General features: G+C 66.2%; 10 protein-coding genes. 1 reads left to right on the top strand and 9 read right to left on the bottom strand.

Features of this window, described 5'->3' with window-relative positions; genetic code table 11:
- Positions 1-105: 105 nt before the first annotated feature.
- The 8 genes from GM672_RS11725 to GM672_RS11760 all read right to left on the bottom strand — a co-directional run bounded on the left by GM672_RS11725 (position 106) and on the right by GM672_RS11760 (position 9755).
- On the bottom strand, positions 106-1110 hold the full coding sequence (locus tag GM672_RS11725) for a hypothetical protein (protein WP_155470713.1): 1005 nt from the start codon (positions 1108-1110) through the stop codon (positions 106-108).
- The gene (locus GM672_RS11730) at positions 1107-1997 is read right to left on the bottom strand and encodes a DUF58 domain-containing protein (protein WP_155470714.1); all 891 of its coding nucleotides are present in this window, start codon (positions 1995-1997) and stop codon (positions 1107-1109) included. The genes GM672_RS11725 and GM672_RS11730 overlap by 4 nt, the downstream gene beginning before the upstream one ends.
- Before the next feature lie 6 nt (positions 1998-2003).
- Complete coding sequence (locus tag GM672_RS11735) at positions 2004-2996, bottom strand: AAA family ATPase (protein WP_155470715.1); 993 nt, start codon at positions 2994-2996, stop codon at positions 2004-2006.
- Positions 2997-3015: 19 nt separating this feature from the next.
- Positions 3016-3636 carry a DUF4159 domain-containing protein gene (locus GM672_RS11740; protein WP_170300028.1) on the bottom strand — a complete coding sequence of 207 codons (621 nt, stop codon included), beginning with the start codon at positions 3634-3636 and terminating at the stop codon, positions 3016-3018.
- A gap of 16 nt (positions 3637-3652) precedes the next feature.
- Positions 3653-4990 carry a TldD/PmbA family protein gene (locus tag GM672_RS11745; RefSeq protein ID WP_155470716.1) on the bottom strand — a complete coding sequence of 446 codons (1338 nt, stop codon included), beginning with the start codon at positions 4988-4990 and terminating at the stop codon, positions 3653-3655.
- Between the two features lie 17 nt (positions 4991-5007).
- Entirely contained in the window at positions 5008-6645 is a 1638-nt protein-coding gene (locus GM672_RS11750; protein ID WP_170300029.1) for a TldD/PmbA family protein, read from the bottom strand.
- A 120-nt stretch (positions 6646-6765) separates the two neighbouring features.
- Positions 6766-8103, bottom strand: coding sequence for a TldD/PmbA family protein (locus GM672_RS11755; protein ID WP_155470717.1), 1338 nt, complete (start codon positions 8101-8103; stop codon positions 6766-6768).
- A 14-nt stretch (positions 8104-8117) separates the two neighbouring features.
- Positions 8118-9755: a TldD/PmbA family protein gene (locus GM672_RS11760; protein ID WP_155470718.1), complete on the bottom strand. Its 1638-nt coding sequence runs from the start codon at positions 9753-9755 to the stop codon at positions 8118-8120.
- Positions 9756-10034: 279 nt separating this feature from the next.
- On the opposite strand from GM672_RS11760, the gene GM672_RS11765 reads away from it, so the two are divergent.
- Positions 10035-10862 (top strand): class I SAM-dependent methyltransferase, encoded by an 828-nt coding sequence (locus tag GM672_RS11765; RefSeq protein WP_155470719.1) that lies wholly within the window; start codon positions 10035-10037, stop codon positions 10860-10862.
- A gap of 349 nt (positions 10863-11211) precedes the next feature.
- Here the strand turns inward: GM672_RS11765 and GM672_RS11770 are convergent, their stop codons facing one another.
- Positions 11212-12843 carry a serine hydrolase gene (locus GM672_RS11770; protein ID WP_170300030.1) on the bottom strand — a complete coding sequence of 544 codons (1632 nt, stop codon included), beginning with the start codon at positions 12841-12843 and terminating at the stop codon, positions 11212-11214.
- Positions 12844-12847: the final 4 nt, after the last annotated feature.

The raw sequence follows: 12847 nt of genomic DNA on the forward strand, positions 1-12847 counted from the left end.
TGCGCTGGCAGCGCGGCCAGGGCGGGCGCTGTCGCGGCAAGCCACCACGGCGCGCGCCGGCGCAGCACGGCCAGCCAGATGGGACGCGCAATGGCGGCGCGTACGTCAGCTTCGGCGTGCATGGGCAAGCAATCGTTCCAGCATGAACAGGGCCAGCAGCAGCCAGCCCCACCACGGCGCCGGTTCGCCGTCCCGGGCCGGCAGCGACAGCGGCCGCGCTGGCGCCAGCGCCTGCGCCGGCAAGGCATACGGTGCCGGCGCTGCGGCGACGGCCTGCCAGGCCTGCTGCAAGGCCGCTGCTTCGGTCGCGCTGGCGGGCGGCCACGGCATGCCGCGCCAGACGCGGCCTTGCGGCGTGTCGGTGTAAGTCAAGGCGATGCCGGCCGCCGTCACGTGCCGGTCGCCCTTGCCGTCGGCGCGCCACCAGTGCGGCGCGCACCAGGCGGCCGGTGGCGATTCTGGGCGGTCCCACACGATCAGTCCCGTTTGCGAAGTGGGCACGGCCGCCACCGTGTACGGTCCGGTCACGGTTCCGAAGGCGGCAAACAGGGCTTGCCAGCGCGGCAACCGTTCAGGAGTCGAGGCGACGACGACGTGGTGGCGCTGGGCAGCGGCCGGCACGGATGGCGCCAGCCGCAGCGTCACGGCATGGGCCAGGCGCGGTGGATGGGCCGGCATCGGCACGTCGCCGGCGCGGGCCAGCACGAGGATGCGGGTGCCGTCGCGCCATTCGTGTTCGTGGCGGCGCAGCCAGTCCAGCACGCCGGCGGGCAGCGGCATGCGCGCGGCGTCCTGCATGCGCGCCACCTGGACTTCGCGGGCGACCCAGGCCGGTTCCAGCGCCGGGTCGGCCAGCACCGTGTCGCCACGCCACGGCAGCACCGTCACGGCCAGCCACGCGATCAGCGCCAGCAGGAGCGCCAGGCGCACCAGCAGCAGGAAAATATCGGTCCAGCGCCAGATGCGGCGCTGCTGCGGCACCGTCGACGGCAGGAAGCGCGCCGTCGCCAGCAGTTCGGACGCGGTGCGCTGGCGCTTCTGCCGGTGCCACCACAGGGGCAGCAACAGCAGCGGCAGGGCCGCCCACCACCACGGTTGCAGGCTCGTCATCCGCGCCCTCCCGGCACGCGCAGCCAGTGACGCAAGGTCGCTTCCAGCGGCTGCTCGATGATGGCCTGGGCCAGTGCGATATCGTGGCGGCGGCAATGGGCGGCGACGCCGGCATAGTGGCCGGCGATGTTCGCCCGGTAGGCTTCCCGGTCCGTCGCCAGCAGCCGGTGCAGGCCCTGCCCGCTCTCGCGGTCGCGGTAGGCCACGCCGGATGGAAAACTGCCGTCCACTTCCGCCTGCGTGCGAAGGGCCAGCAGGCGCACGTCATGGCGCTGCGCGCGCAGCCGCTGCAAGGCTTCGGCCAGCGGCGACGGCCAGTCCAGGCAGTCGCTGGCTGCGAACATGGCGGTGGGTGCCACCTGCATCAGCTGCATGGCCGGTCGCAAGCCGGCCGCATCGGGCAAGGCGCCCGTCGCGGACGTGCGCGCCAGCGCAGCGAACACGCGCTGCAACTGGCGCGGCCCACGCGAAGGCGGCGTGACGTCGACCTTGCCGCCGCTGCACACGACCAGGCCGAAGGCGTCACCCTGGCGCTGGGCGATGGCCGCCACGCAGGCCAGCGCCGTGCGGGCGAACCACAGCTTGTCCAGGTCCTGCACGGCGTAACTGGGTTCGCCCATCGACGCGCTGGCGTCCAGCCACAGCCAGACGGCCACGTGGCTGTCACGTTCCGCCTCGCGGACGTAATACCGGTCGGCGCGCGCCAGCAGCTTCCAGTCGACGCGGCGCCACTCGTCGCCGGGCGCGTAGGCCCGGTATTCGGAGAACTCGACGCCGGCGCCCCGCTCGCGGCCCGCGTGGATGCCGTGGCCCAGCCCCGCCAGCACGTGGCGGATCACCAGGTCGAGATTGGCGGCGTGGGCCACCAGGGTGGACGTCTGCAACATCGGGATTTATGCGGGGCGCACCTGGTCCAGCAGCTGCGCCAGGATGTCGGCCATGGCGATGCCGTCGGCTTCGGCCTCGAAGTTGCGCAGCACGCGGTGCGCCAGCACGGGCAGCAGCATGGCCGAGATGTCCTCGCGCGTGACGGCCAGGCGCCCATGCATCAGCGCGCGGGCCTTCGAGGCCAGCACCAGGGCCTGGCCGGCGCGGGGACCGGCGCCCCAGCCCACGTGTTTTTTCACCGCTTCCACATGGCTGTCGGCCGGGCGGGTGGCGCGCACCAGCCGCGTCGCGTGACGCAGCAGGTGCTCGCCGATCTCGATATCGCGTACCAGCGCCTGCAGGCGCAGCAGGGTCGCCACGTCCATCGCCGCCGGCGCATCTTTCAGGCCGCCGTGGGTGGTGTTCGACACCATCGCCATTTCTTCATCCTCGCTGGGGTAGCCGACGTCGATGCGCAGCAGGAAGCGGTCCAGCTGCGCTTCCGGCAGCGGATACGTGCCGGCCTGCTCGATGGGGTTCTGCGTGGCCAGCACGAAGAAGGGCCGGGGCAGCGGGTGCGTGTGGCCGGCGAACGTCACGGCGCGCTCCTGCATCGCTTCGAGCAGCGCCGACTGCGTCTTCGGCGGCGCGCGGTTGATCTCGTCGGCCAGCAGCACCTGGGTGAACACGGGGCCCTGCTGGAAGCGGAACTCGCGGCGACGCGTGGCCGCGTCTTCTTCCAGGATCTCCGTGCCGACAATATCGGAAGGCATCAGGTCCGGCGTGAACTGCACGCGGCGGAACTGCATGTCCGTGGCCTGGGCCAGCGACTTGACCAGCAAGGTCTTGCCCAGACCCGGCACGCCTTCGACCAGCGCGTGCCCGCCCGCCAGCAGGCTGATGATCAGCGAGTCGATGACGTTCTGCTGGCCGACGATGACGCTGCCCATGCTGGCGCGCAGCGCCTGCACCTTCTCGCCCAGCGCCGCGATATCGGCCTCGTTCCATTGATTGTTCATGCCGCTTTCCGCCATGCCTTCAGGCCCCCAATGCGTATTGAATGATATTGACCGCGAAACGCGTGTTGTCGACGGCCAGCCAGCGCTTGTTGCGGAAGTCGTAATCCCACTCGCAACCGTAGTCCTTGTTGCTGTACAGGACGCCGATGCGTCCCTTGACGTCGATCGCCTGCAGGTACTCGTGCACCAGGTCGTCGCCCCAGCCGTTCAGCTCCATGCCCGTGTTCGGCGGCCCGTCGAAGCGGAAGAAGCAGGAATACAGGCGGTGGCTGTTGGGTATCCGGTGCAGCGCCCTGGCGCCGAAGATGCGCGCCATCTCGGCCTCGAAGGACTTGGCGAACAGGCCGTCGATATCGTGGTTGCAGTCGTCCACGAAGACGAAGCCGCCGCCCTTCACGTAGCGCTCGAAGTTGCGGCGCTCCGCGTCCGTGAACTGCACCAGCTTGTGGCCGGCCAGGTAGCAGAACGGCGCTTCCAGCATCTTCGGGTCCGACAGCGCGACGATGCGCTCGACCGTATCCACCTTCAAGGTGGTGTACTCGACCAGGGAGTTCAGCACATTGCTCGGCATGCGGATGTCGACATCCCAGTCGCCCGACTCGTAGGTCAGGCGCGTGAAGTAGAAATCGTAGGCCGGCACGGTGCTGCTTCCCGTCTCAGACGGCGTCCGACAGCGACGTGAAGTTGAAGTCGCGCACGCGCATGGCCGGAATCATCATGCGGAAACGCGAGCTGGCGTCGCCGATCAGCATCGGCTTGCCCAGCTCGTCGATATTGTTCAGCATGACGACGGGGCTCTCGTTGAAGCGGAAGTTCTTGATCGGGTGCTTGATCTTGCCGTTCTCGATATAGAAGGTGCCGTCGCGCGTCAGCCCGGTCAGCAGCAGCGACTGCGGATCGACCATGCGGATATACCAGGTGCGCGTGACGAGGATGCCCTTCTTCGTTTCCGCCACCAGCTGCTCGGTCGACTTGCTGCCGCCGCCCATGATGATGTTGCCATGGTCCGCGCTGGCCGGCTTGCCGGTCTTCTGTGCCCAGTAGCGGTCATAGTCGAGCGAGGCGACCTGGCCATTCTTGATCAAATCCGTGCGCCGGCGCGCCATCATCGACTGCGCATCCCACGGCAGCACGGGGGCGCCGGCGTCCCACGGGTCAGCCCACACATTGACCTTTTCGTCGAACAGCCGGTCGCCCAGGCGGTTGCCGCCGCCCTTCTTCGACAGGAAGCTGCGGCCTTCGTCGGCCTGGCGCGCGTCGAAGGCGCCGAACATGAAGTTGAGCATATCGGACGAGGCGGAAGGCTCCAGCACCACCGTGTAGCGGCCCGGCTCCAGTGCCTTGGCCTCGACCGAGCGCAGGGCCTTCTCGATGGCGATGTCGGAGGCGGCGCGGGCGTCGAATCCGTTCGGATCGTAGGCGGCGCGGTTGACCCAGCCGGAGCCGCGGCCGTCCTCGGTGCGCGTCGTCACGGTGAAATTGAGGCTGGCCAGCTCCTGGTAGCCGAACACGCCGTTGGAATTGGCGATGCATTCGAACCCTGTGCTGTCGGAGAAAAAGCCGGCCGCCACCAGGCCCTTCTTGCGGGCCGCGTCGATGCTCTGGAATGCCACCTCGGCGCGGTACTCGGGCGTGAAGGCATTGGCGTTGGCGTTGAAGGTGCCGCTGGGCTTGAAGTCCTGCTTGCCGATGGCCGGCATGAATTCCGGATTTTCCGGCGCCAGGCGCGCCACTTCCTCGGCGCGGCGCACGGCCTTTTCCAGCGACTTGTCATCGAACTCGTTGATCTGCGCCGTGCCCTGGCGCTTGCCGAAGGCGACCGACACGGACAACTGGGTGTCCTCCACCAGCCCGGCCGTCGACACGCTGTTGCGGGCATAGCGCACATTGCCCTTGCGCGAACCGGAGATCGACACGCGGCACTCGTCCGCCTTCGTCAGCGCCATCACCTTGGCCGCGATGCGCTGGGCCCCATCCTTGTCCAGTAATTTCATGCGAATTCCTTGTCCGGTCAGGCGATCTTGCGCGCCGTGTTGATGACGTTGATACCGTTGAAGCGCGTGGTGCTGGACCCGTGCGACACGGCGCTGATCTGGCTGGGCTGGCCCTTGCCGTCGAAGAACGAGCCGCCCATGCGCCAGTCCCGCTCATCGCACATGGCGCTGCAGGCGTTCCAGAATTCCTGGGTATTGGCCTGGTAGGCCACGTCGCCCAGCGGCTGGGTGATCTTGCCGTCCTTGATTTCGTAGTACAGCTGGCCGCCGAACTGGAAGTTGTAGCGCTGCTGGTCGATCGAATACGAGCCACGGCCCAGGATGTAGATGCCCTTCTTGACGTCCTTGACCAGTTCGTCCGGTGTCAGCGGCCTGGTGCCGGCGGCGAGCGACACGTTCGGCATGCGCTGGAACTGCACGCTGCTCCAGCTGTCCGCGAACGAGCAGCCGTGCGATGCCTTCTCGCCGATGATGTGGGCCTGGTCGCGCGTGGCCTGGTAGTTCACCAGCACGCCGTTCCTGATGATGTCCCAGCGCTTGCCGGCCACGCCTTCGTCGTCGTAGCCGACGGCGCCCAGCGAGCCAGGCGTGGTGCGGTCGGCAACGAAGTTGACGATGTCGGCGCCGTACTTGAATTTCTTCGTCTGCCATTTGTCGAGCGTGGCGAAGCTGGTGCCGGCGTAGTTGGCTTCATAGCCCAGCACCCGATCCAGTTCGGTGGCGTGGCCGACCGATTCATGGATGGTCAGGAACAGGTGTTCGGGCGACAGCACCAGGTCGTACTTGCCCGGCTCGACGCTTTTCGCCGTCAGCTTCTCGCGTGCCTGGCGCCCCGCCGCGCGGGCATCCTCGACGATGTCGTAGGCGCCCCGGTACAGGGTTGTGACGCCACCGGCCGCGCGGACCTTGTGCTGCGGCCCGGCGTCGAAGAATTCGTAGCCCATGCCGGCCGGCGAGGACAGGCCGTCGCGCGTGCGGAACTTGCCGCTGGCCTTGTCGACGGCGGTGGCGGTGAAGGGCGACCACAGGCGGTGGATGTCCTGGTCGATATATGAGCCGTCGGTGGAGGCGAAATACTTCTGCTGGTTCACCTGGAACAGCATCGACGTCATGAACGTGGCGCCAGCAGCCATGCCGGCCTTGTTCGCCGCGATCAGCATCTCGGCCTTGTCCTTGACGGGCACGGTGCGCCAGTCCTTCGTGAACGGCGTGGCCCACGCCACTTCGCCCACGCCCTTGACGGGTGCCAGCTGCACCGGTTCGTTCTGTAGCCGCGCATTGGCGCGGGCGATCGCCACGGCCTGGCGCGCCGCGTCGGCCACCGAGTCCGGCGTCATCACGTTCGTGGCGACAAAGCCATACGCGCCGCCGGCGATGACGCGTACGCCCACGCCCGACGATTCCGTGTTGACGATGTTCTCGACATTGGTGTCGCGCGTCGTGATGAACTGGTTCAGGTAACGGCCGATGCGTACATCGCAGTACGAGGCACCGGCCTTGGTGGCGGCGTTCATTGCCGCGTCGGCCAGCGACTTCTTGAACGCCACGGCCATGGGATTCATCAGCTCCTCGGCCGCGATGGCATGGCCGAAGACCGGCACCAGCATGGTGCCGCCGGCGGCCGCGCTGACCTTTAGAAAAGTACGTCGTTCCACTTCTGCTCCTTGGGGACTGCATGGGGACGATCCCCGGTTTTGGTCCGCGACAGTTGAGTTTAGCGATGAAAACCGGGGTCAGTGCCGCAGGGACAGGCCCCGATACTCTAATGCCGCCGGTTAGACCGCGTCCGACAGCGACGTGAAGTTGAAGTCGCGCACCCGCATGGCCGGAATCAGGAGCTGGAAGTCGCTCTCGTCGCCGGCCAGGATTTCCGGGCGGCCCAGTTCGTCGATATTGTTCAGCATCGTGACGGGGCTTTCGTTGAAGCGGAAATTCTTGATGGGGTGCTTGATCTTGCCGTTCTCGATATAGAACGTGCCGTCGCGCGTGAGCCCGGTCAGCAGCACGGTTTGCGGATCGACCATGCGGATATACCAGGTGCGCGTGACGAGCACGCCTTTCTTGGTGCTGGCGATCAGCTCTTCGGTGGACTTGCCGCCGCCGGCCATGATGATATTACCCGGCGCGCCGATGGCGCGCGCGCCCTGCTTCTTGGCCCAGAACGGCGAGTAGTTCAGCGCGGCGATCTTGCCGTTCCTGATCAGGTCCATCTTCTCGCGCGGCAGCATGGTCTCGGCATCCCACGGCAGCACCGGCACGTCCGGGTTCCATGGGTCGGCCGAGACGTTCACCCGCTCGTCGAACAGCTTGTCGCCCAGGCGGTTGGCGCCGCCCTTCTTGGCCAGGAAGCTGCGGCCCTCGTCGGCGCTGCGCGCGTCGAAGCTGTTGAACATATAGGCCAGCAGGTCGGACGTGGCGGCCGGCTCCAGGATGACGGTGTAGCGGCCCGGCTCCAGCGCCTTGGCCTCGACCGAACGCAGGGCTTTTTCGATGGCGATATCGGCAGCGGCGCGGGCGTCGAATCGGGAAACGTCGCTGGCATCGCGGCGCACCCAGCCCGAACCGCGGCCGTCTTCCGTGCGCACGGTGCAGGTGAAGTCGACCTTGGTGCGCTGCTGGTGACCGAACACGCCGCGCGAATTGGCGATGGTCTGGAACGCGCTTTCGTCCGAGAAGAAGCCGGCGGCCACCAGCTTGTTCTTGCGGCAGGCCTCGATGCTGTAGGCGGCCACCTGGGCGCGGAACTCGGGATCGATGGCGTCCGTCTTGGCACTGAAGGTGGGCGAGGACTTGAACTGGGCGCCCGACGGCGTGGGCATGAATTCCGGATTTTCCGGCGCCAGGCGGGCCAGGTCCTCGGCGCGGCGCACGGCCCGTTCGAGCGACTTGTCGTCGAATTCGTTGACGGTGGCCGTGCCCTGCTTCTTGCCGAAGGCGACCGAGACGGCCAGCTGCGTGTCCTCGACCAGCCCGGCCGTGGAGACGGCATTGCGGGCGTAGCGGATATTGCCGGTGCGGCTGCCGGCGATGGTGACGGTGCATTCGTCGGCCTTGGACAGGGACAGCACTTTGTCGGCGAGGCGCTTGGTATCTTCCTGGTTCAACTTCTTCATTCTGGTGTCCTCTTTCAGCCGATCTTGCGGGCGGTATTGATCACGTTGATGCCGTTGAAGCGGGTCGTCGGGGCGCCGTGCGAGACGATGCTCGACTGGCTCGGCTGGCCCTTGCCGTCGAAGAAGGAGCCGCCCATGCGCCAGTCGCGTTCATCGCACAGCGCGCTGCAGGCGTTCCAGAATTCCTGGGTATTGGCCTGGTAGGCCACGTCCTCCAGCGGCTGGCCGATCTTGCCATCCTTGATTTCGTAGTACAGCTGGCCGCCGAACTGGAAGTTGTAGCGCTGCTGGTCGATCGAGAATGAACCGTCGCCGACAATATAGATGCCCTTCTTGACGTCCTTGACCATCTCGTCCGGCGTCAGGCGCTTCTTGCCCGCCGCCAGCGACACGTTCGGCATGCGCTGGAACTGCACGCTGCTCCAGCTGTCCGCATACGAGCAGCCGTGCGATTCCTTCTCGCCGATGATGTGGGCCTGGTCGCGCGTGGCCTGGTAGTTCACCAGCACGCCGTCCTTGATGATGTCCCAGCGCTTGCACTTGACGCCTTCGTCGTCGTAGCCGACCGCGCCCAGCGAACCGGGCGTGGTCTTGTCGGCCACGATATTGACGATGTCGGCGCCGTACTTGAATTTTTTCGTCTGCCATTTGTCGAGCGTGGCGAAGCTGGTGCCGGCGAAGTTGGCCTCGTAGCCCAGCACGCGGTCCAGTTCGGTCGGGTGGCCGACGGATTCGTGGATCGTCAGCCACAGGTGTTCGGGCGACAGCACCAGGTCGTATTTGCCCGGCTGGACCGACTTGGCCGTCAGCTTCTGCCTGGCCTGCTTGCCGGCCGCGCGTGCGTCTTCCACCAGGTCATACGAATTGCGGTACAAGGTCGTGACGCCGCCGGCGGCCAGGAACTTGTCGTCCTTGCGGCCGTCCAGGTATTCGTAGCCCATGCCGACGGGCGTGGACAGGCCGGAACGGGAGCGGAACTTGCCGCTGGCCTTGTCCACCGCGGTGGCGAAGAACGGCACCCATAGGCGGTGCAGGTCCTGGTCGATGTACGAACCGTCGGTAGAGGCGAAGTACTTTTGCTGGTTCACCTGGAACAGCAGCGATTGCATGAACGACGCACCCGCGTCCATGCCGGCCTTGTTGCCGGCGATGAGCAGCTCGGCCTTTTCCTTGATGGGAACGAGGCGCCAGTCCTTCTTGAACGGCGTGGCCCAGGCCACTTCGCCCACGCCCGGCGTTGGTGCGAGCTGCACCGGTTCGGTCTGCAGCCTGGCGTTGGCGCGGGCAATCGCCACGGCCTGGCGCGCGGCGCCGGCGACGCCGTCCGGCGACATGTCGTTGGTGGCGGCAAAGCCGTAGGCGCCGCCGGCGATGACGCGCACGCCGACACCGGCCGATTCCGTGTTCGTGACATTCTCGATATTCAGGTCGCGCGTCGTGATGAACTGGTTCAGGTAGCGGCCCACCCGCACGTCGCAGTAGCTGGCGCCAGCCTGCGTGGCCGCCGTCAGCGCGGTATCGGCCAGCATCTTCTTGAACTTGGTTTCCACCGGCCGCAGCAGCTCGTCGGCCGCGATGGCCCGGCCGAAGGGCGGCAGCAGCATCGTGCCGAGGGCGGCACCGCCGATATTGAGAAATGCACGTCGTTCCATAAAATCTCCAGGTGAGTGAGACAGACCGCATGATCGACCGGCAACCTTACCAGCAAACCAAGGTGGCGTAGACGCAATTTCCATGCCATTTTGAAAGTGTTGTGTCCGCACCATGCATTGCCGGGCCGGCACGGTCCGCGCACTGTCCACGCCGCTGTCCACGACCCTGTCCACGACTGTCCGCGGTCGTCCGGTGCGGACACTTGACCCTGGCGCCGTCTTGACTGATCATCAAGTGAGCGCGGCCACGCATGGCTGCGCACCACACAGGAGACCTGCATGAAACGATTCCTCGCCGTCGCCTTGCTGGCCGCGGCCAGCAGTGCCCCGGCCCTGGCCGCGGAAACGGCCGCAGCACCCGACAGTGCACTGAAGGCGGCCATCGCCAACCCGGCCCGCACGCCGGACAACGTCAAGCGCGACGTCCACCGCCACCCGTACGAGACGCTGACCTTCTTCGGCATCAAGCCGACCATGACGGTGGTGGAGCTTTCTCCGGGCGGCGGCTGGTATACGGAGATCCTGGCGCCCTACCTGCGCGACAACGGCAAGCTGATCGCCGCCGGCGCCACGCCGGAATCGAAGACGCCGAACGTGGCGAAATCGGGCGAGCGCTTCAAGGCCCGCCTCGATGCCAATCCCGCCGTGTACGGCAAGGTGCAGCTGGGCGCCTTCGAGCCTGGCAATGGCGTGTTCAATTACGCGGCCAAGGGCAGCGCCGACATGGTGCTCACCTTCCGCAACCTGCACAACTGGGCCGCCGGCGGCGACGAGAAGCTGAAGGCCCTGCTGGCCAGCGTGCACACGGCCCTGAAACCGGGCGGCGTGTTCGGCGTCGTGGAACACCGCCTGCCGGCGTCGAAACCGCAGGATGCGACGGCATCGTCGGGCTATATGCACGAAGCCTATGTCATCAAGCTGGTGGAAAGCGCGGGCTTCAAGCTGGCGGCGAAATCGGAGGTGAACGCCAATCCGAAGGACACGGCCGACCACAAGAACGGTGTATGGGCCCTGCCCCCAACCTACGCCAACAAGGACGAAGACCGCGCCAAATACGCCGCCATCGGCGAGAGCGACCGCATGACCCTGAAGTTCGTCAAGCAGTAAGCAGCACGTATGGTGCAATAGAAAAGAGCCGCGGGAACTGGCGTTCCGGCGGCTCCTTGCATTGGGGTGTTGCGATCAGCGGCGTTGGATACGGCTCATGAAACCACAGAAAATCACGAAGCCGGCGACCATCGAGCCACTTACAACAATAATCGACACTAACAGCTCGTTCATGCGGTTACAACTTTCATATTTTGACAAGACCCGTGATTATGCTGCATTTGCACATGAATGATACTCACTGAAACCCACTGTTACACCTGTATTTGCAAATATTGTCAGGTAAATATGGCCTGTCCTGGCATTTTTGACAGGTTTTGGTGGCTGGGGTTCCGCAAAATGTCTGAACTTACTTCACGGGCGTGAACGCCAGGTCGTGGAAGTCGTAGCTGAAGTCCGTTTCGGCGGAGACCGCCTGCATTTTCATGCGCTCGATCGAGCCGTCCGGGTTCAGCGAGAACGTCACATAGGCATCGGCGTTGAAGTTGCGTTCCTTCCAGCGCACGATGAAGGTGTCGTGCTGGAAGTGTTCCAGCTCGCCCGTCAGGTCCGGCGTGCGGGTAAACGCCATCACCTGCTTCCTGCCTTCGTGGCGGATCTCCACCTTGCCGTACCAGGGGTCGCTGTACTGGCCGTCGTAGCCGGTGCGCGGCAGCGACGGCTTCGAGGCCGCCCGCGCCGCCGTCGCCTTGCCCTGGCGCGCCAGTTCGTCGCGGTGATTCTGCTGCTCCTGGGCGGCGATGATGCCGACCCAGTCGGTCGGCGCCACACCCAGGTAGTGATCGAGGATGCGCCACTGCAGCGCCGCCATCGAGCCGCTGTTTTCCGCATTGGTGAAGATGGCCACGCCCAGCTTTTCGTCGGGCAGCATGACGATGCGCGAATAGAAGCCCTGCAGCGCGCCGCCGTGCATCACCAGCTTGCGGCCACGGTAGTCGCGCACATAGAAGCCCAGGCCATACGAATTGAAGTTGGCGCGGGTGGCGGCCAGCGCCGGCTTGGGGTCGGTGATCTTGACGGGCGTTTGCGACGTCCACATTTCCCGGCCCTGGGCCGCGCTGTACAGGCGCGCCTTGCCTTCGGTGCCGTCGTACTCGCCACCGGCCAGCAGCGCATTCATCCACTTGGCGATGTCCTCGGCGCTGGTATTGATGCCGACGGCACCCACAGCATTATCGACCGGCATGGGTTTGACGACGGCGACCTTCCCGCCGATCTTGCTGTGGGGCGCGGCGAAGTCCGGTGCCTGCAGCATCGCGGCCACGCTGGTGGTGGTGCCGTGCATGCCCAATGGCGCCAGGATCCGGGCGCGGATGGCGTCGCCCCAGCTCTTGCCGGTCTGCTGGGCGATGATGCGGCCCGCCACGATGTACAGCAGGTTGTCGTAGGCGTAGCCGGCGCGGAAGCTGGTGGCCGGCTTCACGTAGCGCAGGCGGTGGATGATTTCATCCGTGCTGAAACTGGTGGTGGGCCACCACAGCAGGTCGCCGGCGCCCAGCCCCAGGCCGCTGCGGTGCGTCAGCAGATCGCGCACCGTCATCTCCTGCGTGACGTAGGCATCGTACATCCTGAATTCCGGCAGGTGCATCGTGACGGGATCGTCCCAGTTCAACTTGCCCTGGTCGACCAGTTGCGCCAGTGCGGCCGCCGTGAAGGCCTTCGAATTGGACGCCACTTCGAACAGCGTCTTGCCGGTCACGGGTGCCGGGTCGCCCAGCCTGCGCACGCCGAAGCCCTGCGTGGCGACGACCTTGCCGTCCTTGACGATGGCGATGGCGATGCCGGGCACGTCGAAGGTCTTCAGCACGCGGTTGACGTCGCGTTCGAGGTCGAAGGCCGCCTGCGGCGCCGTCGTGACAGAGCCGGCGACGGCGGCAGCCTGATTGGCTGCCTGGTCGGCCGCCAGTACGGGCATGCGGGCGGCGGCAAACCCCAGCACGGCCAGCAGCAGCGATGCTGCCAGCGGTTGGTTCAAACGCATCGCG

Source organism: Pseudoduganella buxea (assembly GCF_009720835.1).
GTDB lineage: Bacteria > Pseudomonadota > Gammaproteobacteria > Burkholderiales > Burkholderiaceae_D > Rugamonas > Rugamonas buxea.

What these genes read in the sequence shown, in the direction of transcription:
- GM672_RS11725 (WP_155470713.1), bottom strand. Translation starts at nt 1,110, where the DNA reads ATGACGAGCCTGCAACCGTGGTGGTGGGCGGCCCTGCCGCTGCTGTTG.
- GM672_RS11730 (WP_155470714.1), bottom strand. Translation starts at nt 1,997, where the DNA reads ATGTTGCAGACGTCCACCCTGGTGGCCCACGCCGCCAATCTCGACCTG.
- GM672_RS11735 (WP_155470715.1), bottom strand. Translation starts at nt 2,996, where the DNA reads ATGAACAATCAATGGAACGAGGCCGATATCGCGGCGCTGGGCGAGAAG.
- GM672_RS11745 (WP_155470716.1), bottom strand. Translation starts at nt 4,990, where the DNA reads ATGAAATTACTGGACAAGGATGGGGCCCAGCGCATCGCGGCCAAGGTG.
- GM672_RS11755 (WP_155470717.1), bottom strand. Translation starts at nt 8,103, where the DNA reads ATGAAGAAGTTGAACCAGGAAGATACCAAGCGCCTCGCCGACAAAGTG.
- GM672_RS11760 (WP_155470718.1), bottom strand. Translation starts at nt 9,755, where the DNA reads ATGGAACGACGTGCATTTCTCAATATCGGCGGTGCCGCCCTCGGCACG.
- GM672_RS11765 (WP_155470719.1), top strand. Translation starts at nt 10,035, where the DNA reads ATGAAACGATTCCTCGCCGTCGCCTTGCTGGCCGCGGCCAGCAGTGCC.
- GM672_RS11770 (WP_170300030.1), bottom strand. Translation starts at nt 12,843, where the DNA reads ATGCGTTTGAACCAACCGCTGGCAGCATCGCTGCTGCTGGCCGTGCTG.